Annotated in this window: 13 protein-coding genes; 12 read left to right on the forward strand and 1 reads right to left on the reverse strand. The window is 45.9% G+C overall.

Translation table 11 applies throughout. The features are described from left to right. Nucleotides 1–48 precede the first annotated feature (48 nt). The 12 genes from I5907_RS19930 (at nucleotide 49) to lnt (ending at nucleotide 23,012) form a co-directional block, all read left to right on the forward strand. The gene (locus I5907_RS19930; RefSeq protein WP_196992612.1) at nucleotides 49–606 is read left to right on the forward strand and encodes an RNA polymerase sigma factor; all 558 of its coding nucleotides are present in this window, start codon (nucleotides 49–51) and stop codon (nucleotides 604–606) included. 117 nt (nucleotides 607–723) lie between these two features. After that, on the forward strand, nucleotides 724–2,982 hold the full coding sequence (locus tag I5907_RS19935) for a GH92 family glycosyl hydrolase (protein WP_196992613.1): 2,259 nt from the start codon (nucleotides 724–726) through the stop codon (nucleotides 2,980–2,982). A gap of 129 nt (nucleotides 2,983–3,111) precedes the next feature. After that, nucleotides 3,112–5,682 (forward strand): DUF5005 domain-containing protein, encoded by a 2,571-nt coding sequence (locus tag I5907_RS19940; protein WP_196992614.1) that lies wholly within the window; start codon nucleotides 3,112–3,114, stop codon nucleotides 5,680–5,682. A 294-nt stretch (nucleotides 5,683–5,976) separates the two neighbouring features. Further along, the gene (locus tag I5907_RS19945; protein WP_196992615.1) at nucleotides 5,977–8,262 is read left to right on the forward strand and encodes a DUF5005 domain-containing protein; all 2,286 of its coding nucleotides are present in this window, start codon (nucleotides 5,977–5,979) and stop codon (nucleotides 8,260–8,262) included. A gap of 66 nt (nucleotides 8,263–8,328) precedes the next feature. Continuing rightward, nucleotides 8,329–9,435 (forward strand): T9SS type A sorting domain-containing protein, encoded by a 1,107-nt coding sequence (locus tag I5907_RS19950; RefSeq protein WP_196992616.1) that lies wholly within the window; start codon nucleotides 8,329–8,331, stop codon nucleotides 9,433–9,435. A gap of 160 nt (nucleotides 9,436–9,595) precedes the next feature. After that, entirely contained in the window at nucleotides 9,596–11,302 is a 1,707-nt protein-coding gene (locus I5907_RS19955; protein WP_196992617.1) for a RagB/SusD family nutrient uptake outer membrane protein, read from the forward strand. Between the two features lie 15 nt (nucleotides 11,303–11,317). Beyond that, a complete protein-coding gene (locus tag I5907_RS19960; RefSeq protein WP_196992618.1) occupies nucleotides 11,318–11,749 on the forward strand; it encodes a DUF5004 domain-containing protein in 432 nt (143 codons plus the stop codon). A 6-nt stretch (nucleotides 11,750–11,755) separates the two neighbouring features. After that, nucleotides 11,756–12,754, forward strand: a complete 999-nt coding sequence (locus I5907_RS19965) for a DUF4961 domain-containing protein (protein ID WP_196992619.1) — start codon at nucleotides 11,756–11,758, stop codon at nucleotides 12,752–12,754. A gap of 301 nt (nucleotides 12,755–13,055) precedes the next feature. Further along, on the forward strand, nucleotides 13,056–16,103 hold the full coding sequence (locus I5907_RS19970) for a SusC/RagA family TonB-linked outer membrane protein (RefSeq protein WP_196992620.1): 3,048 nt from the start codon (nucleotides 13,056–13,058) through the stop codon (nucleotides 16,101–16,103). 29 nt (nucleotides 16,104–16,132) lie between these two features. After that, nucleotides 16,133–17,806 carry a RagB/SusD family nutrient uptake outer membrane protein gene (locus I5907_RS19975; protein ID WP_196992621.1) on the forward strand — a complete coding sequence of 558 codons (1,674 nt, stop codon included), beginning with the start codon at nucleotides 16,133–16,135 and terminating at the stop codon, nucleotides 17,804–17,806. Nucleotides 17,807–18,165: 359 nt separating this feature from the next. Next, nucleotides 18,166–21,261, forward strand: coding sequence for a SusC/RagA family TonB-linked outer membrane protein (locus I5907_RS19980; RefSeq protein WP_196992622.1), 3,096 nt, complete (start codon nucleotides 18,166–18,168; stop codon nucleotides 21,259–21,261). Between the two features lie 227 nt (nucleotides 21,262–21,488). Beyond that, nucleotides 21,489–23,012, forward strand: a complete 1,524-nt coding sequence (gene lnt, locus I5907_RS19985) for an apolipoprotein N-acyltransferase (RefSeq protein WP_196992623.1) — start codon at nucleotides 21,489–21,491, stop codon at nucleotides 23,010–23,012. On the opposite strand, the gene I5907_RS19990 is transcribed toward lnt, so the two are convergent. Further along, the gene (locus I5907_RS19990) at nucleotides 22,935–23,963 is read right to left on the reverse strand and encodes a prolipoprotein diacylglyceryl transferase (RefSeq protein ID WP_196992624.1); all 1,029 of its coding nucleotides are present in this window, start codon (nucleotides 23,961–23,963) and stop codon (nucleotides 22,935–22,937) included. The genes lnt and I5907_RS19990 overlap by 78 nt on opposite strands. Between the last annotated feature and the right edge of the window lie 59 nt (nucleotides 23,964–24,022).

Here is a 24,022-nt window from a genome sequence, read left to right on the forward strand (position 1 = left end):
TGTAATGATACTTTTTTAGCTAATTTGGTTGCACAAACGATTTTGCTTATGGAAAATGTTAAGTATAACTGCTTTTCTGACGAAGAATTACTTTCATTGGTGAAAAACGGCGACCTCGGTGCATTTGACGAAATCTACAAACGCTGCTCACCATTACTCATTAAAATAGCTGCTAAAAAATTACAGTCGCGGGAAACAGCGGAGGATATTGTACAGGATCTTTTTGTGGGCCTCTTCCTGAAAAGTAAAGAACTGGAGATTACTGTTTCGCTGAAAGCTTACCTGTACAGGGCAGTAGAATTTAAGATGAAAAATGTTGTAAGGGCGAGGATTGTGAGAGAAGAATACAAGAAAACGATTTTTTTTAGCCAGGGTTGCAAAAACGATTTTGCAACTAATATCGAATTCAACGATTGCCGTAAGAAAATTCATCATTCATTAAAGAGCCTGCCGGAGAAATGTCGGAAAGTTTTTGAGCTGAGCCGTAATGAAGACTATTCGTATAAGGACATTTCAGAAAACCTTGGTATTTCTGTAAGCACCGTGGAGAAACATATTTCCAAAGCTTTGAAAGTGCTTAGGAAAGAAGTGCTGGACGCAGCGTGACCGTAATAAATTTACAGAGCCGTGTTATGCGTGCCGCCCAATGATATACAGTACAAGTGAGTGACACAAGGGACGGTGCCCATAGCGGTGCAGCCGGCCCCACAAAAAATATACTGCATGAAAAGATGTTCATTACTAGCCATCGTTTTATTATCCAATTTCCTTTTCGGGCAAAAAGCCCCCGTGCAATATGTGAGCACATTGCAGGGTACCGATTCAAAATTTGAACTTTCCTGGGGTAACACCTTTCCGGCAACCGCCCTGCCTTTTGCGGTACATATGTGGAGCCCGCAAACTGGCCTCAATGGTGAAGGCTGGAAATACCAGTACAGCAAAGATTCCATCCGTGGTTTTCAGCAGTCTCACCAGTGCAGCCCATGGGTTAGCGACTACGCTGTTTTTACGCTGATGCCGGTAACTGGTAAACTTGCAGTTGACCAGTATAGCCGCGCTGCTTCTTTTAAACATGGAGATGAGGTGGCAAGGCCAGATTTGTACAAAGTAAAAATGGGTAACGGTGTAACCACCGAAATGTCTACCACCGAACGGGGTGCACACTTCAGGTTTTCGTTTCCTAAAAAACAAGACGCATTCATTGTGCTGGATGGCTATAATAAAAACAGCATGGTGCGCATAATACCGGGAGAGCGGAAAATTGTTGGTTTTGTAAACAACCAGCGTTTTGCACCGGCCAATTTTGTCAACTATTTCGTGATCGTTTTTGATCAACCGTTTACAACTTACGGTACCTGGGAAAATGTAAAGAACAATATTCGCGCAAACAATATAACCGATAGTGGTGCAGGTATTGGTGCTTACATACAATTTGCCAAAGGGGCTGTAGTGCAGGCGAAAGTAGCCTCCTCTTACATAAGCCCGGCGCAGGCGCTCACAACCCTAAACAGGGAACTCGGCAATCATCAGTCGGTTGATGAAACCATTGCTGCATCTGCTGCAATCTGGAACAAGGTATTGGGCAATGTAAAAGTAGATGGCGGTGCGGAAGCGGATAAAGCAACATTTTATTCCTGCCTCTACCGTGCTTCGCTTTTTTCCAGGATGTTTTACGAGTTCGATGCAGATAACAAACCTTATTACTACAGCCCGTATGATGGAAAAGTACACTACGGTTACATGTATACTGACAATGGGTTCTGGGACACTTTTCGATCTGAACTTCCATTGCATAATCTTTTATACCCAGCTATGCAGGGCCGGTACATGCAGGCATTGCTTGATGCGCAGCAGCAATGCGGCTGGCTGCCATCATGGTCGTTCCCCGGCGAAACAGGCGGTATGCTGGGCAATCATGCCATATCTCTCTTAACAGATGCCTGGGTAAAAGGCATCCGCACATTCGATCCCCAACAGGCACTAAAAGCTTATGCGCATGAGGCCATGAACAAAGGCCCGTGGGGCGGTGCCAATGGCCGTGCCGGCTGGAAGGAGTATTACCAGCTTGGCTATGTGCCGTATCCTGAATCCCAGGGCTCCACTGCACAAACGCTGGAATATGCCTATGATGATTTTTGTGGTTATGAACTGGCCAGGTTAACCGGCGACCATTTTTATAAAGATGTTTTTGCAAAGCAGATGTATAATTATAAGAACGTGTACGATTCATCTACAGGTTTTATGCGCGGCCGCAAAAATGACGGATCATGGGTTACGCCTTTTGATGCCTTCGAATGGGGCGGTCCCTATACAGAGGGTAATGCTTGGCACTGGAACTGGTCTGTGTTTCATGATATACAGGGTTTGATCAATCTTATAGGAGGCGATGAAAAATTTGCGGTTAAACTAGATTCTGTTTTTACACAACCCAATACCGTTCACCCCGGCACTTACGGCGGCATGATACATGAAATGACCGAAATGCAACTGATCAATATGGGCCAGTATGCACATGGCAACCAACCCATACAGCATATGATCTATCTGTACAACTACTGTAAACAACCCTGGAAAGCGCAAAAGCATGTACGCGAAGTGATGGATAAGATCTACAATGCTTCACCAACAGGTTTTCCGGGAGATGAAGACCAGGGGCAAACATCATCCTGGTATGTATTCAGTGCACTGGGTTTATATCCCGTATGCCCGGGCACAACCGAGTATGTAATTGGCAGCCCGCTGTTCAACAGCATGACGATAACGTTAGAAAATGGCAAACAGTTTACCATAGAAGCCAATAACAACAGTAAAGAAAATGTATACATACAGTCGGCTACATTAAATGGCAGTGTGCTTACAAAAAACTTTATTACACATGAAGATATTATCAATGGTGGCGTGCTGCACCTGGAAATGGGCAGTAAGCCCGCCATGCAGCGTGGTATAGCTGATGCTGACAAACCTTTTTCTCTGTCGAGGTAATTATGTACCCGGCTGTGGTAACACAGGTTTAGCTTTTGTTGCGTCGCACTCTTGTACTGCATATCGTTATGCAGCCATGTGCACAGGGCGCACGTTTATACAACCATACTTATAAACCAGGATACTGCTATGAAGAAATCTTTACTACTTATGTTGGTTTGCTTATGCAAACTGTCTGTCTCGTTCGCATTTGTAACCCAGGGCAACTGGCGCTGGCGCAATGATAACGGCTCGCAAACGACGGCCACGTGGCGCGCCGCTCAAAACAATGCCATTACCGTGGGTACCATAGACAGCGTATTGCGCTTACGCATGCAGCTAAACAACACCACCGGCGAACAGAAAGGCATCAATGCAAACATCCAGTATGCATCCGCGCCGGATGGCCCATGGCACTACATTACAGCGTTTGCAGGCAACAATGCATTTATGCTGGCAGGCAGCAGTGCTTTTGTGGCAGATCTTACCCCTACCACGCAGCAGATCACCGGTTCGTCAAATACGTTTGCACCGGGCAGGGTAATGGTAAAGACGACTACGTTAAATACGCTGTTTGAAAATAACAACACTACCGAGCACGAGTATGCGATAAAGCCCACCGAAAACATTACTCCGGCAACAGTGTACTATTTCCGTATACCTGGCCTGGAATACCCGATAGTGCTGCCTTCTCTGCAAACTACTGCTGCAATAAAATCAAAAAAGAAAAGTGTTGCCAACGGAAGTTTTGAAAACGATATGCAAAACTGGACGTTCAGCGTACTGGGCAGTGCTGCTGCAACAGGGGTACCGGTAGATTCTGTGCATAAAGATGGTATCAGATCTATGTCGGTAAACGTAACCACTGCAGGTGGTTCTTCAGATATAAGGCTGGTGCATACGGCGCTTCCGGTTGTTGCAGGCAAAACCTACATGGTACGTTTTTGGGCAAAAGCAAAAAAACGTTCTGCCCCAATGCAACTGGCTGTAAAAGGTGGAAGAAAAACCTTGTTGTACAGTTACAAAATGTACACGGGCTGGCAGGAGTTCCAGTTTGCATTCAAGGCGCCTGCATCATCTGTAAGCCTTGCTTTCCTGTTTCAAACCAAAACAGATTATAACATCGACCATGTAGAGTTGCTCGATGAAGACAATAAAGCCATTGATGTGGCCATGAACTATATGTGGCAAAATAAAAGACCCGTTGATCAATATTCAATGCTATCGGCAGATGGTGTTTACTCAGAGCCCCTGCCCGATGGAAGAACAGCATGGACCTGCTCTGACGGCTGGTATGGCTACAACGATACCACTACCAATTCTATGAGTACAAACAGGTTGCTGAGAAACGCATTGATCGTTCAAAGTGCGCCTAAGCCGGATGGCACATTGAACACAAAAATTGCCGGCACTGCTGCTGCGCCACAATCTTTAATGGTACCGCCAAACCCTATCGGTCATGATGATTTCTTTTGGCCGAGAGACATGATCGTTGACAATGATTCATTGAAAATACTGCTGCCCGATACACGCCAGCTCAACGAAAACGATCCCGTTACTTACGGCAACAGGGAGGCCATCGGTGTATTCTCTTTGCCTGATCTTACACTGCGCCGTATAGACTGGCTGCCATTTATAGATTCTGTTCAGTACGGCACATTGGTAAAGGCCGATGATGGCTATACCTATGCCTATAGCAAGCACGAGATCAACGCTTTTGAAGGAAGGGCGATTGTTGCACGTTTCCCCACAGGTAAACTGGCTGCAACAACACCCTGGGAATTTTTAACAGACACCGGCTGGAGCAGCGATTACCACAACAGCAAAGAAATTGCAGAAGTAGAATTGTATACTGTTGCAAGACTTGGTGCAAATCATTATGTATCTGTGTTTATGACACCAGGCAGCGATAAAATGGAAGCAATTTTTGCACAGTCTCCGCTGGGCCCGTGGGTAGGCCGTACCATTGTAGGGCAGATCGAAGGCCAGGCAGACATCTTCACTTACTTTGGTGTAATACATGAAGAGACCGCCAACAATGGAACGTATACGATGTCTTATTCAAATATAGGAGATATAGGCCAGATGCTTGATGACAAAACCGTGTATTTTCCTACATTCATCAGGGCAAACCTGAAGAGCCTTTCGCCGTTTAACGATATCGTATTGCCTGTAAAGCTGGATGATTTTTCTGCGAATGCTGCAGGCAGCAAAGTATTGCTAAAGTGGGAGTCTGTAACAGAGACCAATAACAGCCGTTTTGAAATAGAGCGCAGTGCCGATGGCAACAATAACTGGGCACCTGTTGCAATGGTAAACAGTAAAGGCAACTCGCTGAGCAGGCAGCAGTATAATACCTACGATGCCACGCCGCTTAACGGGAACAATTATTACCGCCTAAAACAGGTTAGCCAGGATAACAGCGTTAGTTACAGTACAACGCGTTTGGTAAAAATGAATTTCACTACGCCGCAGTTACAGGTTTATCCCAATCCTGTAAAAAGCGGCAATATTGCCTTTGAAATCAATCATTACAGCGGCGGTGTTGTGCATGTAAAACTGCTCAACGTAAATGGTATAGCGTTATATAGCAGTAACATAAATGTGCAACCGGGTGGTGTGTACAGGTTGCCCATGCATACCAGGCCTGCTGCCGGTGCATATACACTCGTTGTAACAGGTACGGGCTTAAGCGGGAAAGCAAAAGTAATTGTGCAATAAATCATACATCACCCAACTGGTTGTGTATATGTAGAGAGATCGTACCCGCAGTGTTGCATAAAGCTATGCAGTACAAGTGAGTGACACAACGATGCTCAATAGCAGCATTGAAGCTGGTCACAAAAGAAATGTATGTACCCGGCAGCAGGATGATGATGCATCGTTCCTTGCGTCGCACTCTTGTACTGCATAATATGTGGCATCTTCGATACTGCGGTTTCAAAAACTGCCGGCTAAAAAGAGTGACTGTTTAATCACGTTGTTTACTTTTGATCGTCATAAAATTTTAACCCCATGAAAAATGTATTCCTTTCAGTGTTGTGTATGTTGTTTACCAGCGGCGTTTTTGCCAATCTTTCGCAGGGCAACTGGCGCTGGCGAAACGATAACGCTTCAGAAACTGCGGCCACATGGAAAGCGGCAGAAGGTGTAACATTCGTTCTTGCAGACACAGCCTCCTTTCGTTTAAGAATGGAAATTATAAACAGTGCAGGAGAGCCCAGAAATTTTACACAATCGTTGCAATACGCAACGAACCCCAACGGACCGTGGGAGCAGGTAAATAATGTAAGCAGTGCTTTCAGGTTGAGTACATCATCTTTCGTAGCAGACGGGCAAAGTACCACGAAGCAGCTCTCCGGTTATTCAGCCAACACATTTACAGCGGGCGAAATTATTTCAGCAGATCCTGCCTTCTCGCAATTATTACAGGATGGAACAAAAACGGAGTATGAGTGGGTACTGAAAGCAACCGGCAATGTCATACCCAATACCACTTATTATTTCAAAGCGGGGAGTTTGGATGATGCTGTTGCAATACCTTTTTTAACTACCGCGGCCAATATTCCTGTAACGCCGGCATTGTTGTCAAATGGCGGGTTTGAAGATAATCTCGCAGACTGGAAGGGCCTGATTGCAAAAGGAAGTGCCACATTTGAACCGGCTACAACCAATGTACACGGTGGCAGTAAAGCGCTGAAAGTAGTGGTGACAGATAAGGGTGGTAATAATAAAATTGGTATAAGGCATAATTCGTTTGCCATAAACACTGCCGGTACTTATGAGCTGCGTTTCTGGGCACTGGCTGATACAAGAGATGCATTATTAAATATTAACTTTCGTACAGCGGCAGGCAATAACCTTTGTGCGTATAAAATATACGACCGTTTTGATAATGCCGGAAATGGCTGGCAAATGTATCATTATACGTTCAGGGTTACACAAAGCCCGGTTACGTTTGAAATGGCCTTTAACTCCAATACCACGTACTATATCGACGATATGGAAATAATACCAGCTACAGATGATGTGATCGATGTAAATACCCAATACAAATGGCAATACGGGTTTAGCGGGTATGGCTGGCTGTCGGGCGATAATGACAATTCCGTTTTGTTGCCAGACAGCAGCATTGCATGGATTTTCAGCGATTCGTTTATGGGTACTGCCGATGCGCATTCCAATATTATCGATAATACAAGCATCATCAATAACCTGGTGGTGCATGAAAAGAACGGCCAGTTTACTTCCATTTACGGTGGCAATGCAGGCGCTGCAACATCATTATTCAGCCCGGGCAACGGCAATATTTTCTGGAATGCCGGTGGTGTGGTAGATGGCAATAAGCTAAAAGTTTTGCTTATAGAGATTGGTGGAGGCGGCACCTACCAGAACCGCACATATATTGGTACATTGTCGTTGCCAGGCTTGCAGGTACAGGGCCAGGTAGTGGCGCCTTATACAGGACCAAACTCACCCAATACCATTTTCCAGGATGGTGGTTACAACTACATTTACCTCAGCGAGCGTGCAGGTACGTTTGAAAACTATTCCCAGGTAGCAAGAGTACCTGCCGGCAAACTGAATGGCAGCAGACAGTGGGAGTTTTATAAAAATGACGGCACATGGAGCACTGGTTATACCAATGTGAAGCGCATCATCAGTGGGGTAGAAGCGGGTACTGTGAGAAAACTGGGCGAGGGCAACTATGTAATGTCTGGTGTTCCCAATCTTACCAACGAGGTGGCGGTATGGTTTGCGCCGGCGCCGGAAGGGCCATGGACAAACAAACATGTTGTATGCAATATTCCACAGGAAGAAGGTGTGCTCGCCTACCAGGGTCATATAGATGCAGGCAGTGGCGCCAATGGTCTTTATACATTGTCTTATTCTGTTTACCCGTTTGCAGGTTTAATACCGCAGCAGCAATCTGATAAGGGCAGTTATATTCCTTACTATGTAAAATCAGATCTTAAAGCATTGTCACCCTATCGCAATAATGCTGTAAGGAGCGTGCAGGCAGGTGCATCGGTTACAGTACCCAACAATAGTTATAAAGCCTTGGTAGTACCAAATCCCGCAGCACAGTACATTCAGTTTGCTGTACAGCAGATCAAAGACGGTCAACTAACCGCAACACTCACAGATATGACAGGTCATGTGTTGCACACAGAAAAAATAATGGTCACCGCAAATGCCCAATACAGGCTGCACCTGCAGTCAATGCCACCTGCCGGCATGTATATGTTACAGTTGAGCACAAAAGAAGGTACACAGACGCTTAAAGTTGTTGTACAATAAAATGTTTTTTTATAAAAATCAGTAGGGGTAAAATTGCAACTACGTGACGGTGTGTAAAATACCGTTATGAAAAGAATTTTACTCCTGCTTTTTATGGTTGTGGCGTATAACAGCCTGTTTGCATCTGTTAGCCAGGGGCACTGGCGCTGGCGTAAGGATGATGGCTCTGAAATAACGGCCACATGGATGGCAGACCAGGATCAGCCGGCAACCATTTCTGATGCTTCTCAAAATATTCGTTTAAGGATTGAGCTGTACAATGATGACGTCAACAGCAACGACCCGGATAATGAAGTGCTGCAATACACCATCAGTGGCGGAAGTGACTGGAAAACCATTACCACTGATGCAGGCACGAACGCTTTTGTATTGGCATCAACCAGCCCCAACGTTACAGACCTGGAACCAACCACGCAGCAGATAACGGGGGCTAATTTTCCTTTTGAAAGTGGAAAGGTGATCGTAAGTACATCTCCGTTGCCGTCTTTACCGGTGTCTCCCTATTCAGAAACAGAGTATGAATTTTGTATAAAACCCACCGCGAATATCGCACCCTCCACTACTTATGAGTTCAGGGTACAGGAAACAAACCATAATGCAGGTTATACAAACCCCGTACTTACAACTGCTGCAACACTGCCTGTGACATTTACAGGATTTTCATTGCTGGAAAAGAACAACGGCATCCAGGTTTCATGGACAACAGGCACTGAGATAAACAATGATCATTTTGTTGTTCAAAGAAGCACTGATGCCAATACCTGGAAAAATGTAAGCACTGTTACAGCAAACAAAACCGGTTCCTACAGCTATTTCGATGCTGCACCACTTTCAGGCAAAAGTTACTACAGGATTATGCAGTTTGACAGGGATGGTAAATCTTCAGCCACATCTGTGAAATATGTAGAACTTGGTAAAGGCAAGATGATACTTACCGTTACGCCAAATCCCGTTGTAGACAACATTAATCTTGTGGTGAAGAATTATGAAGGGAATGTGGTTGTAACCGTACGCGGATCAGACGGAAGAACTGCCATAAAACAAACCGTCAACATTGCCGCAAACGGGTCTGCAATAAGTATACCTGTGAGGGGTAAGGTTACTCCGGGATTGTATTATGTAAGTGTAACCGGCAGCGGTTTGAAAGCTACTACCAGCGTTTTGATCAAATAAATAGTACCCCCATACATTGTCACTAAAAAGAGCAGCGCAAGGCTGTTCTTTTTTTTACTGGAAATTTCTGAAAACTGATGGCGGTAGTATGCAGTTTAGGTGACAATAATCTAAATACAGGTTTAACAAAAACCTGCCAATTACACAAACTGCTTGAAGTATGAAAAAACTGCTTATTGTACTAGCCGTTTTAACCACAGGATTGCTGGCCTGTTCCAAACAGGGATTTCTTGACCAGACCACCACGACAGACCTTGATGAAAACAGTGTGTTTTCAGACAGTGCCCGTTCAATGGATTTTCTTGCTCAGATCTACACAGGTATTGGTTACAGCTTTACACCCTCCCGCTTTAGCGGGCTGGCCGGTCTTGATGCGAGCTCTGATGAGGCAGAAGGCCCGCTGGCAACCGGTATTACAACGTACAGCCAGTTCGCTTCCGGTTCTATCAGTGCGTTTACCATCAGCACAGATGCGTGGACCGCGGGATACCAGAATATACGCGCAGTAAACCAGTTTCTTGCGCACTTAAGTGTTATTCCTTTCAATGAAGACCTGAAGCAAAGAACAAGAGGTGAAGCAATGTTCCTGCGTGCGTGGTATTATGCGCTGATGTTGAAACATTATGGCGGTGTACCATTGGTAGGAGATACTGTGTACAACGTAAACGACAATATCAAAACATCCCGCAATACTTATGAAGAGTGTGTAAACTATATCCTTCAGCAGTGCGACGAAGCAGCGTCTTACCTCAGCACAAGCTACAGCGGTCTCAATTATGGACGTATCACAAAAGGTGCCTGCCTGGCACTTAAAGCCAAAGTACTCTTATATGCAGCAAGCCCTTTATATAACGGCCAGGGCATTGCTGATGCAGAACCACTGAAATCAATTACCGGTTATCCTTCTTTCGATATCAACAGGTGGAAGCTTGCTGCTGATGCGGCCAAAGCAGTGATTGATCTTAACCAGTACCAGCTATACGAAGACAACAATACCAAAGCCGGTTATGGTTTTTACCAGTTGTTCCAGCTTAGGGTAAACACAGAATACATTCTTGCAAGAATGAATGGCGATAACCGTGATCTTGAAGGTTTGTGGCGCCCGCCATCCAGGGGTGGAAACTCTACGTCAGGCGCGTTTCCATCGCAGAACCTGGTTGATGCTTTTGAAATGAATAATGGCCTGCCCATAACAGATCCGTCTTCAGGGTATGATGCTCAGCATCCTTACGATAACCGCGATCCGCGGTTGGATTATACGGTCTCTCACAATGGGTCGATGATCTATAAATCACTTCAGTCCGTTTTACCGATCTATACTTATGATGGAGAGCCTAACGGCGATGCTACAGGTGTGGGCACACCAACCGGTTATTACGGTAATAAAATGTGCAACGACCTCGTGGTGCCCGACTATATCGGTTCTGCATCCCAGCGCTGTTTGCCACTGATAAGGTATGCAGATGTTTTATTGATGTATGCTGAAGCGCTCAATGAATATGAGGGCCCTACGCAGGACGTGTATGACGCGGTGCAGGCCATACGTAAAAGAGCGGGCTTGCTGCCATACGAACTTACGCCCGGCCTTAGCCAGGAACAGATGAGAAGTGTAATACGGCATGAAAGACAGGTAGAGCTTGCATTTGAAGAAAGCCGCTTCTGGGATGTACGCCGCTGGAAATTGGCCGAACAAACCGAAGACCAGGTATTGAAGGGTATGAAGGTAACAAGGAATGCAGATGGCTCTTTTACCTACAACGTCATCAATGTAAGAGACCGCAGCTTTCGTACACCAATGTACTTATGGCCATTGCCGTATGCAGAAACAGCAAAGTCTGCCGAACTGCTTCAAAACCCGGGATATTAATTCAACTGAAATAATATGAACAGCATAAAAATATTTCTTGCAGCAGCGCTTATAATAGCCGGTGCAGCATGTAAAACACAGAAAGATGTGTTGATAGAACCACAAAAAGATCTTGCAGGTACATGGCGCATCTCCAGGGTTACCAGGAATGCAGCCGATATAACCGAATGGGTAGATTCATCCGGCTTCAGGCTGGTGCTGAATGATGATAACAGCTATACGCTCGGTGAAAACAAACTGCCATTCCTGGTGGGCGCCGCAGGCAACTGGCAGGCAGATGATCCGCAGTACCCGTATCATTTGTCGTTTGTGCCTGCCAATGCGCAGGATTCTGTTTCGGGCAGTATTACCACACCGGTTATCAAAGGAAACAGGAGTCTCAATATTACCCTCAGCCCGGGTTGCAATAAAAACACATACGTATATACATTGGAAAAAATGCAATAGTGCCATATGCAAAAAGTAACCACCATTCTTAAAAGAAAAAGAACAAGGCAAAGAATATATTTTCTTGCTGTAGCGGGCCTGATTGGTCTTGCCGTAGCAGCGTGTGTGTCTACCATCACGAATATCAGCCAGCCCAACGAAGTAAATGCAGGCGATACGGCGAAGATTGTGCTAAGCATACAATGGAAAGAAACCAACAATGATCATAACGACAGGCAGGTGATCGGTATCTGCGTACCAAAGTCATGGAACGCAGCAGCAACCACGAAAATGTTCCTCGAAGGGTCATCCGGCGATGCTACGATGAGCGTAATACCAGCAAGCGCGGTAGAGCCCGATAGCAAGTTGCCATGGAAAGATGCATTCATGAAAAAGTTTGGTATTGGTCCCAACCTTATAGATGATATGGAGTGGGTAGTGTTCTGGTCAGACATCAAATTTGTTGTACCCAATGGTTCCACGCTCAATGGTAAAGTGTATATCAACATCAAAACAGCCAATGCCAACCTCCAGTTCAAACCAGGTTATGCCATGTGCGAAGACAATGATGGCCTGTCTGATTTCTTTTCAGGCTTTTATACCAGCGCATTTGGTAATTGCCTGGCAGTCGTAAACGGAGAAGGCGATATACAGGATTTCTGTAACCCGCAAATTGGTATTGGCGAGCCTTCCAATGCCCTTGCCAACGACATTATAACACTTAAGTACGATGCAAACCTCGATATATCGCAGCTTGCAAATGAGCAGGAGATATACCTCTGCGCAAAGGTTTATACAACAGATGGCGAAGTGATAGAAAACTGCGAAAAGAATGAAAGCAACCTGCTGAGAACTTTTGCTTTCAAAAAATGGCGCATCGATTTCTGGCCTGCAAAACATTTCAGTTTACCGGCAGGTAAAGAACTGCAGCGTATGGAATATTATTTCACTGATAAAACAGGTACACTTAAAACCGGTTTTGCAAATACGGCAGATCCTTTTGTGTACACGTTTAAATGCAAGTAAAGTAAGAACATGTAAGCGGGGCCGCACTGTGCCGAAGTATTTGCAAAAGCTGAAGTGAGTGACACAACAGGCGATGATAGTAGCAATGCAGCTCACACAATGATAACCCGTGCATAACAGTAAGAATTTTTTGTAGCCCGGCAGCAGTTTTTCAATGAAGCATCGTTGCGTCGCACACTTGTACTGCAGTGCCTGCCGCAACAGTTCCGGGTGTAACAGTGCTTACATAAACAGCCGGGCCGCAGGCGCAAACATGCGGTAAGCATTAAACCAACAACAAAGAAGTTTTAAATAACGCTTTATGAGACGATTGTTATTGCTCGTAATATTTCTGCAGGTGTTAAAGGTGCAGGCACAGTCTGTACAAAGTGTAACAGGCGTGGTACTGGATGATTATGGCCACCCTTTACCGGCTGTAACGGTTGCCGTGTCAGGTACATCCAATCTTGTTACCACAGATGATGAGGGTGCATTTGAAATACAGGCTGCAGCCAATGCGGTGCTGTTGTTTACGCATCCGTCATTTGAGCAGTACGCATGGAAAGTTACAACTGGTAAAACTGTTGTAAAGCTTGTACGCAGCCTGTTTCCGCAAAACAACAGTATTGATGTTTTGTACGATACAAGAAAAGCAGATAAAATTCTTGGCTCGGTATCTACGGTATACTCAGGGCAGTTAACATCAACGCCTGCACCGTTATACGCTTACGCACTCGCCGGCAGGTTGCCCGGGCTGTATACGCAGCAAACCCGTGGCTGGGCAGCTACGGTAACAGCATCTACTTCTTCTACAGATGGTGTGTTTGGTACATTTCCTACAGACAACACCAAGGGGCTGAAAGGACCAAACGATAATACAGAAATTTCGTTGCGCCTGCGCGGCCAGGCACCCATAACGATCATAGATGGCGTACAGCGTGATATTTATACTATAGACCCGGAAAACATAGAATCGGTTTCTGTGCTGAAAGACGGTTTGTCTACCATCTTACTCGGGCAAAGAAGTTCACGGGGTGTAATACTGGTTACCACAAAAAAGCCTATGCAGGGTACACCGCATGTATCATTTACCGCGCAGCTTGGCAGGCAGTCACCACTGAGTTTGCCAACAACGTTGCCGGCTTACCAGTATGCTTATTTATACAATGAAGCATTGTCTAACCAAAACCTTCCTCTTGCATATGCATATGATGATTTTGCAAAGTACCGCGATCACAGCAGTCCTTATACACATCCTGATGTTGACTGGTTCAATACTATTTTAAATAAAAGCTCGCTGATTAACCGTTACTCTTTAAATATTTCCGGCGGTGGCCGTTCTGCAAGATATACGGTGGGTTTGGGCTATTTAAATCAGCAGGGTTTATTTAAGTCAGATAATCCTGCATATGAAACAAACAATTCTATAAAGCGCTATACCATCAATACAAATATTGATGTTGATGTAACCAAAGACTTCAAAGCACAGTTGCAGATATTTGGCCGTATACAGGATGGCAACCAGCCCGGTGCCGGTACTGATGCTGTTATCAGCGGTTTGTACACCACACCAAATAGTGCTTATCCTGTTTTTAACCCGGATGGTTCGCTTGGCGGCTCTTCTATTTACCAGCGCAACCTCTATGGTATGGTTAACCGTTCCGGTTACCTGCAGGATTATACAAGAGATATTATGGCAAACATTGTGTTGAACTATAAGTTTGACAGGTGGGTGAAAGGCTTATGGGCAAGGGCGCAGAGCAATTTATCCGTGTATGCTTCCAACCTTACAGACAGGAGCAGTGTTGCGCCTTCGTTCAAGTTTAATATTTCTCCCGATGGAGATTCCACGTATGCTCGTTATGGTAATATCATAGACCAGGCAAATACATTTGCGCTTACATACAGTGCACAGTATTTCTACCTGCAGACCGCAGTAGGCTACAACCGCTCTTTTGGTAAAAACAATTTTGCAGGCAAACTGTTTTTCGATTACAACTCTTCCATCTTCAACTACGATCTGCCTGAAGCGAACCGGAATTTTGCTTTCAATGCCACCTACGATTATAATGGAAAATATTTTTTGGAAGGTGCCGTGAATTATAGTGGTAATGACCGCTACCCGCCGGGTAAACAATTCGGGTTATTCTATGCTGCCGGCATAGGTTGGGATGTGGCTAAAGAAAACTTTATAAAAGACAACAGCAGCCTTGCCTGGATCAACAAGATAAAGCTGCGTGGCACATATGGCAAAACCGGTAACGTTAACGTGGGTTACTTTACCTGGAGAGAAGCGTTCCAGAGTGATTATGTATTCTCCAGTTATCCGTATGGTGTGGGCAGGGTTACACAGTTTATCTCGCAGCAGTCTATACTGGCAAACCCCAATGTAACGTGGGAGAAAGCTGATAAATACAATGCAGGTATAGACATTGCATTGTTTGGAAACAAATTCAGCTTTACTGCAGAGTATTATAACAATCGCTATTACGACCTCATGCAACAGCCCGGTAAACAAAGTACCATTATCGGTATAGCATACCCGGTAGAAAACCTGGGAGTAAACAAATTTACCGGTGTTGAAGTGTCTGCCACTTACAGGAACAATATCAAAGACTTCAATTATTTTCTGACGGGCAATATTTCCTTTGAGCAATCAAAGATCCTGTATATGGACGAGCAGGTGCGCAGCTATGCATGGAACGTACGCACGGGAAACCCTGTAGGCGCAACATTTGGTTATATAGCCGATGGTTTTATACAGGACCAGAAAGAGGCAGAATCTGCAGCATCTGTAGCCGGTTATACATTACAGCCCGGTGATATCAAATACCGCGACCTAAACAGCGATGGGGTCATCAACCAGTACGATGAGACGCTTATCAGCTCTTCAAAGCCATTCATGTATTACGGTGTTACCGCCGGTTTCAGTTACAAAGGTTTTGATGTAAGCGTATTGCTGCAGGGTGTACAAAACAGGACCTATTTCTCAAATGATTACGCATTTGGTTCAGGCTCGCAGCAGGGTTTTGATTACATCATCAACCGCTGGACGCCCGAAACGGCAACAACGGCCGGTTACCCGCGTCTTACGCCTGGTATCAATGCCAATAACGACCCTTTCCTGCTTGCGAGGAACAGCACTTTCTGGCAGCATGATGGTGATTACTTCCGGCTGAAAAATGTAGAGCTTGGCTATACACTGCCATTTAAAGTAACAAAGCACCTGAAGGTTTCAACGGTAAGGTTATTTGCCAATGGCCTCAATCTATTTACACAGGCCGCTTACAACAGGTTAGATCCTGAAGTAAATGGCCAGGTATATCCCATACAGCGTGTAATCAACTTTGGTTTAAACATTAAGTTTTAATTCGAAATCACCGCAACGGAATAATACGTATGAAAAAATATTCTTTGTTTTTATGTGTTGCACTTGCAGGCATAACCATATTATTTTCCTGTTCAAAAACATACGAGCCCGTGCCCGTAGAGCAGGTAACAGGAGAGTATATCTGGGATCCGCTCGATTCCAACGGCAACTATGCAAACCAATACCTGACGGGTATTTATGCATTATTGCCCAATGGTTATAACCGTATCGGAAGCGATTACCTGGATGCCGCATCTGATGATGCCATACCATCGCGTACATCTGTTACAGAGGTGCAAAAAATGCTTACCGGTGGTATTACCATTTTTGATAATCCTGATGCAGGTGCATGGGCAAATGCATACACGGGTATCCGCCGCTGTACAGACTTTCTCAACAATTTTGGTATAGTACCACTGAAGAGCGCCTACGAAAAGCGTTCCCGCTTTGGTGAGGCAAGGGTTATGCGTGCCTTTTTTTACTGGGAGCTGGTAAGGCGTTGGGGTGGCGTGGCTATTGTGGGCGATTCCGTAAAAGGGCTCGAAGACAATGTGGAAATTCCACGCAGCTCTTTTGCAAGGTGTGTAGATTATATCGTAACCGAATGCGACCGGGCTATAGACAGCCTGCGTACAGACCCTGTAGATGACATCAATCTTGGGCGCTGGTCCCAGGCAGGTGCCATGGCATTAAAAGCACAGGTATTGTTGTTTGCCGCAAGCCCTTTGTACAACGGCAATGAAATAGGAGATACGCTCAACGGCTACCCAACGTACGATGCAAACCGCTGGCAGCTTGCAGCCAATGCTGCTAAGCAGGTAATGGATATTGGTGTTTACCAGCTCGATCCCGACTTCAGGTCTGTGTTTATCAGCCAGCGTAACAATGAAATTATTTTTGCAAAACTGCAGGGCAGGGGCCGGAGCGTGGAAAACCAGAATGGTCCGCCAAACTTTTCCTCCGCACCTGCACTGGGCTATACCAGTCCTACGCAGGAACTGGTAGATGCATACGGCATGGCAAATGGTAAACCCATTACAGACCCCGCTTCTGGTTATGATGCCAACAATCCTTACGCAAACCGCGATCCGCGTTTTTATGCAACTATTTTATACAATGGCGCACCATGGCTCAATACCACGCTGGAAACTTTTGTAGGTGGTCTTAGTGGCCCCGGTGCTTCCGCCGGTACACAAACTAAAACAGGATACTATACCTGTAAGTTTATGGCCGATTATTCCACGCAAACGCAGTATGGGGACAGCTACCACGACTGGATTTACTTCCGTTATGCAGATATACTGTTAAGCTATGCAGAAGCCCTGAACGAATTCTCCGGCCCCGGTACTGAGGTATATACAGCCGTTGAAGCGGTGCGTAGCCGCGCAGGCCTCAATCCTTTTACGCTTGATGCAGGTTTGTCCAAAGAGCAGATGAGAGATATCATCCGCAATGAGCGCCGGAAAGAATTTGCTTTTGAGGAACACCGTTTCTGGGATATACGCCGCTGGAAGATTGCAGAGCAGGTATATGCAGATCCGCTGCATGGTATGAGCATTATCAAAAATGCATCGGGCAGCTTTACCTACAATATAGAACCTGTTATACAACCGGTGTTTATGGCTGCAAAAGATTACTATTACCCGGTTCCTTATAACGAGATGATCAGTAATAGCAACATGCGGCAGAACCCGGGCTGGTAAAAGGTTTTGCGATGTGCGGTTGGTGATGCGGGGTAATATGGAAAGACAAGAGATGAGGTTGCCGGCTGTGGTGCATGTGGCATCGCCTGTTGTGTCACTCACTTGTACAGATGGTTCTCTATGCAGCAGGGAACCTAATCTGACCGTCCGGGTCTGATGAGGTTGTGTGAAGCCATAACCGGTGAGACCAGCAGCGCGGAGACCGCACCCATGCGTGAGGGATAGCAGCGGAAATCTTTTTTGTGAGGCACGAACAAAAAAATTGCAGCGGATAGCCCGACCCGGAGGGGCACGCCACAGAGAATAACAATCAACGCCTGCAAAGCGGGCGCATATAAAAAATATTAACGCAGAGCTTTATGAAAAGAGCGCAACTATTACTATTGTTTTTTGCATTGATCATTACAGGTTCAGTGTGTGCGCAAAGCATAACAATACGTGGTACCATTAAAGATGCAAACGGGCCGCTGGCAGAAACAACCGTACAGGAAAAAGGGCTAACCACCAACGGTACCATTGCAGACCAGAATGGTAAGTTTAGCATTGCCCTGAAAGGCAAGACGATGACGTTGGTATTTAAACGCGTTGGCTATGCAGACCAGGAACTGAAAGTAGAAGCCGGCGACCGCGACATTGAAGTAACGATGCAGCCCTCTGAGCAGGGTCTCGACCAGGTGATTGTAGTGGGCTATGGTACCAAGAAAAGGGTAACAAACACCGGTGCAGTAAGTTCTATTTCTGCAGATGCCATACGCAATATTCCAACAGCCAATGTTCAAAATTCCTTGCAGGGTAAGCTTCCGGGTTTCTTCTCTGTACAGCGTGGCGGGCAGCCGGGCAGGGATGCGTCAGACTTTTTTATCCGGGGTATCAGTTCTTTGAATGGTGATGGTAACAAGCCGCTGATCATCGTTGATGATATTGAGTATACATACGAACAGCTCTCGCAGATAAACGTAAATGAGATCGAGAGCATTTCTATTTTGAAAGATGCCTCTACCACCGCCATCTATGGCATCAAAGGCGCCAATGGTGTGTTGATCGTAAAAACAAGACGCGGTGCGCTGGGCGTACCAAAAGTAAATGCAAGGGTGGAGACAGGTATGCAATCGCCCACCAAAGTACCCAGGTTTTTAAACGCATACGAAACCGCATCGCTCGTAAATGAAGCATTGAGCAATGATGGCCTGCAGCCGCGTTTTACACAACAGGATCTCGACCTGTACAAGTCAGGTGATGACCCTTACGGCCACCCTGATGTAAACTGGTACGATGTAGTGTTTAAACCTTTCGCCCTGCAGGCAAATACCAATGTTGATATATCGGGCGGTACAGACAATGTAAAATACTTTATCTCTGCCGGTGCGTTTACACAAAATGGGAACCTCAATGATTTTACTGACCCACGTAACCAGGGTGTAAAGAACAACTACTTTTTCCGCAGGTATAATTTCAGGAGCAACCTCGATATACAGGCCACCAAATCGTTAAAGATCAGGCTCGATGTTACGGGCAGGTTCGGTCAGATCAATCAGCCGTTGTTTTATCCCTATTTCAGTAATGGTGTTTCCGGCATTATGCAGGAGATATACGACTTCTCTATTATTACGCCTTATGCGGCGCCGGTGCTAAACCCCAATGGCAGCTATGCATGGGCGTACGGTCCAAACCTGAGCAATGAGCCTACCATCAATGCAAGGCTGGCTACCATGGGCTATACCCGTACCAGCAGAACAGACTTTAACACGTTGTTTGGCGTAACAGAAAAGCTCGATTTTATCACCAGGGGTTTGTCATTCGAAGGCCGGCTTGCATACAGCAATACCTCTGATATTACCAGGACATTGCAACGCGGCGAGGTGCCGCCTGCATTCCACTACGACCCCACAACAGGGGTGTACACTACCAGTAAACACAACAATTATACACTCAGCAATTTTGCACTGCGTGCGGGCAATAACCTGTTTGATAAAAGGGTAAACCTGCAGGCTTTCCTAAACTACGACCGCCTGTTTGGCGAGCATCATTTCTCTGGCATGGCACTGCTCAACCAGACTAACTACACAGCGAAAAACTTTTTTACCAACCAGTTGCAGGTGCCCGAAAAATTCCAGGGTTTTACGTTGAAACTCGGGTATGATTTCAAAAGAAAATATTTGTTGGATTTCAATGCAGGCTACAATGGTTCAGACAGGTTTAGTGCGGGTAACCGTTTTGGTTTCTTCCCTGCAGTGGGTGTGGGCTGGAACCTGGCAGAAGAAAAATTCTTCAAAGACCGGTTTCCGTTTATACAGTTGTTCAAACTGCGCGGCTCTTTCGGCTGGGTGGGCTCAGATGCGGTGCCCGATGGCCGCTACCTGTATGAACAGTTTTATTACCGAGGTGGCGGTTACTCATTCGGTCAGTCCAGCAATAGCGTAGCGGGTATTTATGAAGGTAGCCTTGGCAATGCCATGGTAAGCTGGGAAAAAGCACGCAAGAAAGATATTGGCCTGGATGTAAACATGTTTAAAGACAAGCTTTCGGTTACCGTAGATTTTTTCGATGATTTCCGTTACGACCAGTTATTTTATCCCGGTTCTATCTCTGCTATTCTTGGTGTGGGCTTTGCAAGGGAAAACCTTGCCAGTGTGCGCAACCGCGGCTGGGATGGGCAGGTACGTTTCCAGGATAACATTGGCAAAGTAGCGTACGACATTACTGCCGTTTTCTCCTACGCCAAAAACAAAATCGTTTTCCAGGATGAACCATTGCCCGCATACCCCTGGCTTGCAAGAACAGGCCACCCGATCGGTCAGCCATTTGGTTACACATGGGTAGGTTTTTACGAAAACCAGGAAGACATCGATAAAAGTCCGAAACCAAATGTTGATCCGTCGATCATCAAACCCGGGGATTTAAAATATGCAGACCTCAATGGCGATGGTGTAATTGATGAGCGCGACCAGGGCCCGATAGGCAAACCAAACATTCCAAACACATCGCTTGGTATTACGCTTGGTGTACACTACAAAGGGCTTGATGTAAGCGTACTTTTCCAGGGCGCATTCAATTACAGTTTTGCGGTACAGGGCATCGGTATAGAACCGTTCAGGAGCCAGATGCAACCCATTCACCAGTTACGGTGGACGCCCGATAATGCCGACAACGCAAAGTTCCCCAGGCTTACATCTAACCAGGCGGGTGTCAGCAGCCCATCTGTGTATCCGTCTACATTCTGGTTACTCAATGCACATTATGTGCGTATGAAGACAGTGGAGATCGGTTACAGGTTGCCCGAAAAGCTGTTGCCGTTCAACATTAGCAATGCAAGGCTCTACTTCAGTGCATACAACCTGTTTACATGGTCAAACTTTTCATTGTACCAGCAAGACCCTGAAATATCATCCAACACAGCAGGCGATGCATACCTTAACCAGCGTGTAATGAACCTTGGTATACAGGTAGGTTTTTAGTAAATACAATAATGGGCCGGGCAACAGTATATGCATGAGGCTTCCGTTGCGTCGCACACTTGTACTGTATCACATTTGTCAGCCCTTCCGGGTATAGCAACGCAGGTTGTACAAAGTCCTCAAAATAACAAATGGCCTGGCCGCTTACGCGCCAGGCCATTCTGTATAAAAACATAATAACGCCAAACACAAAATTCAACACTATAAAGTTCCCTATCTTGCAAATCATGCGTTCATCTTTTACCAGCTATATTCTACCCGCAATTGTTTCAGGCTTGCTGGCCACAGGCGCAGCCACACATCCAAACTTCTGGTTAAGCTGGTTATATCTTGTTCCGCTGTTTTTTGCATTGGTCAATGCCGGTACAGGAAACGCGTTACGTGCAGGCATTGCATTTGGCGTGGCGCTGGGTTTACCATCTTTTTACTGGATGGTGCCGGGTGCTGCACGTTTTACCGGCAGCAGTACAAACCTGTATGGTATAGCCGTATATGTATTATCCGTTGTTTTTCTTGCTGCATATTTTGGCTTCATCAACTGGTTGTTTGCACTGCTGAAGCAGCGCAGGCAAACACGTTTCAGTTTTATTGCCGATGCTGTAATTGTTGCCGCTGTTTATGCGGTTGCCGAGGCGCTGTATATGAATCTTACAACAGGCATGCCCTGGTTTGGTTTCCATGCAGGCAATGGCCTGCTGGCCAATTTGTATACCATCCAGCCTGCGTCTGTATTCGGTATGCACATACTCAGTTTTGTAGTGGTAATGGTCAATTACCTGCTGGCATACACCATCGCTAAAAGAAAATGGACAATAATAGTATATCCCGCAATTACTGCATGTGTATATGTTGTATGGGGTTCTGCGTTGTATGCAGGCTTTTCAAAAGAGCAGCCGGTAGCAGCACCCGTAACTGTTGCATTGCTCAATCAAAACATAGAACCAGAAATTCGCTGGGATGATCAGAATGGCAACAAACTGGTTGCGGCTCTTTTTGCACTGGATAGTATTGCTGCCGCTCAAAAGCCCGGCGTAATGATGTGGTCGGAGTCTGCCGTGCCATGGACATACCGCCCTGATGATGACCTCGTAAAAGAGATGCTGCGGATATCATCTGCTGCAGGGCCCATGCATTTGCTCGGTATCAATACAGACTTCGCCGATAACGTGGTGTTCAACTCAGTATATGCCATCAACAAAGACGGCAGGGTGGCAGGCAGGTACGATAAACAAAGGCTGTTATCTTTTATTGAGCAGGATGTTGCAGGGCTGTCATTCCCGTTTTTGTCAAGCGGTGGTTTTATGGTGCAGCCGGGTGCGGCAACAACACCGCTGCAAACAGCTTATGGCAGTATCGGCGTAATGATCTGCAATGAATCTACTTTGCCACAGGCCGCTGCAGAGCCCGTACGTAAAGGGGCTACCTGGCTGGCCAACCTCAGCAACGACGGCTGGTTCAGGGAGACTTACCTTGCAGACCTGCATTTCTGGAATGTAAAATTAAGGGCGGTAGAATGCAGGAGAGATGTGCTCGTTTGCAGCAACAATGGTTATACCGGCCAGGTAAAAGCAACCGGTGAAGTGGCTTTGCAGGTGAGAGACGACCAGGCCTTTGTAAAAATGGTTACGGTAAACCAGTACGATAACGTTACACTGGCTGCTGCCTATCCTTTCTTATTCGTTTATATCTGCGCTATCGGTTTGGTTGTTGCGGCTGTCCGTAACAGGATGTTGCAACCGGGATCCACTTAGCGCCGCATAGTCGATATGCTTTTTATAGGCAGGGATGCTGTAGAATAGTATAAGACCGGTGGCCACAAAAAGAAGCGCAAACATTTCTCCCTGTGTAACAGCAATACCCAGTATGTTGTAATGACTGTTGATCCTGATCTGTTCTATCAAAAACCTTTCAATGCCGTTGAGTACAAGATAAACTGCCCACAACTGCCCGGCATACTTAAACCTGTTCCGCATACTGTACAGCACAAAGCAAAGCGTTATACAAACCACAGCTTCGTATAAAGACGTGGGGTACACAGGCGCACCAAGCTGGTTGCAGTAATCATCCCATGTACAGCCTGGTATGTATACACCTTCTCTTAATGTATTGTGAGGATAGCGGTAAGCCCATGCCCAGCCTGGCAGCCAGCTTACCGGTTTGGCATTGAAGTTTGTTACGCCCCAGTCTCCATCGCCGGAGAAATGACAACCCAGCCTGCCTACACCATATGCAATCATAAAAGCGGGTGTCATGCAATCTGCAATAATCAGCGGCCGCATGCCTCTGCGCTGGTAATAAAACCAGATAACTACGGAAGCCAGTACAAGGCCACCATAAAAACTAAAGCCCGATGTGGACAGCAGTTCCCCCAAAGCATCCTGCAGGAACAAGGCCGGCTCTTCGAGTGCACCGGAGATCTTCGACCCTATGATACCGGTAACTGCGGCAATAATGATAACAGGTTCTGTTGTTTCATGCGGGTAAGCATAATATGTGACGGGATGAGCAGAGCCTTTGTACAACACACGTTTTACGGGTAAAAGCAATCCTTTACCTTCTTTTTCGATCATGCACTTTTTCCAGATCCATGCTGCGGGAAAGAAGCACAGCGCAATAAAAAAACCTGCCGTGTTGATGTGCCGTAGTACCGGGATCGAAACATCAAACGCCTCATTAAAAAAATAATACAGGTTGGGATACATTGGTTGATTTTACTGTGTTGTTATACGTGCCTGTGGGGGCTTTCTCCGCTGCTGTCTCC

Origin of the sequence: Panacibacter microcysteis (assembly GCF_015831355.1) — a bacterium.
Lineage (GTDB): Bacteria > Bacteroidota > Bacteroidia > Chitinophagales > Chitinophagaceae > Panacibacter > Panacibacter microcysteis.

Bases quoted from the DNA above. Each gene is read 5' to 3' on its own strand.
- I5907_RS19965 (WP_196992619.1), top strand. From the start codon at position 11,756: ATGCAAAAAGTAACCACCATTCTTAAAAGAAAAAGAACAAGGCAAAGA.
- I5907_RS19935 (WP_196992613.1), top strand. From the start codon at position 724: ATGAAAAGATGTTCATTACTAGCCATCGTTTTATTATCCAATTTCCTT.
- I5907_RS19955 (WP_196992617.1), top strand. From the start codon at position 9,596: ATGAAAAAACTGCTTATTGTACTAGCCGTTTTAACCACAGGATTGCTG.
- lnt (WP_196992623.1), top strand. From the start codon at position 21,489: ATGCGTTCATCTTTTACCAGCTATATTCTACCCGCAATTGTTTCAGGC.
- I5907_RS19975 (WP_196992621.1), top strand. From the start codon at position 16,133: ATGAAAAAATATTCTTTGTTTTTATGTGTTGCACTTGCAGGCATAACC.
- I5907_RS19970 (WP_196992620.1), top strand. From the start codon at position 13,056: ATGAGACGATTGTTATTGCTCGTAATATTTCTGCAGGTGTTAAAGGTG.
- I5907_RS19930 (WP_196992612.1), top strand. From the start codon at position 49: ATGGAAAATGTTAAGTATAACTGCTTTTCTGACGAAGAATTACTTTCA.
- I5907_RS19980 (WP_196992622.1), top strand. From the start codon at position 18,166: ATGAAAAGAGCGCAACTATTACTATTGTTTTTTGCATTGATCATTACA.
- I5907_RS19950 (WP_196992616.1), top strand. From the start codon at position 8,329: ATGAAAAGAATTTTACTCCTGCTTTTTATGGTTGTGGCGTATAACAGC.
- I5907_RS19990 (WP_196992624.1), bottom strand. From the start codon at position 23,963: ATGTATCCCAACCTGTATTATTTTTTTAATGAGGCGTTTGATGTTTCG.
- I5907_RS19960 (WP_196992618.1), top strand. From the start codon at position 11,318: ATGAACAGCATAAAAATATTTCTTGCAGCAGCGCTTATAATAGCCGGT.
- I5907_RS19940 (WP_196992614.1), top strand. From the start codon at position 3,112: ATGAAGAAATCTTTACTACTTATGTTGGTTTGCTTATGCAAACTGTCT.
- I5907_RS19945 (WP_196992615.1), top strand. From the start codon at position 5,977: ATGAAAAATGTATTCCTTTCAGTGTTGTGTATGTTGTTTACCAGCGGC.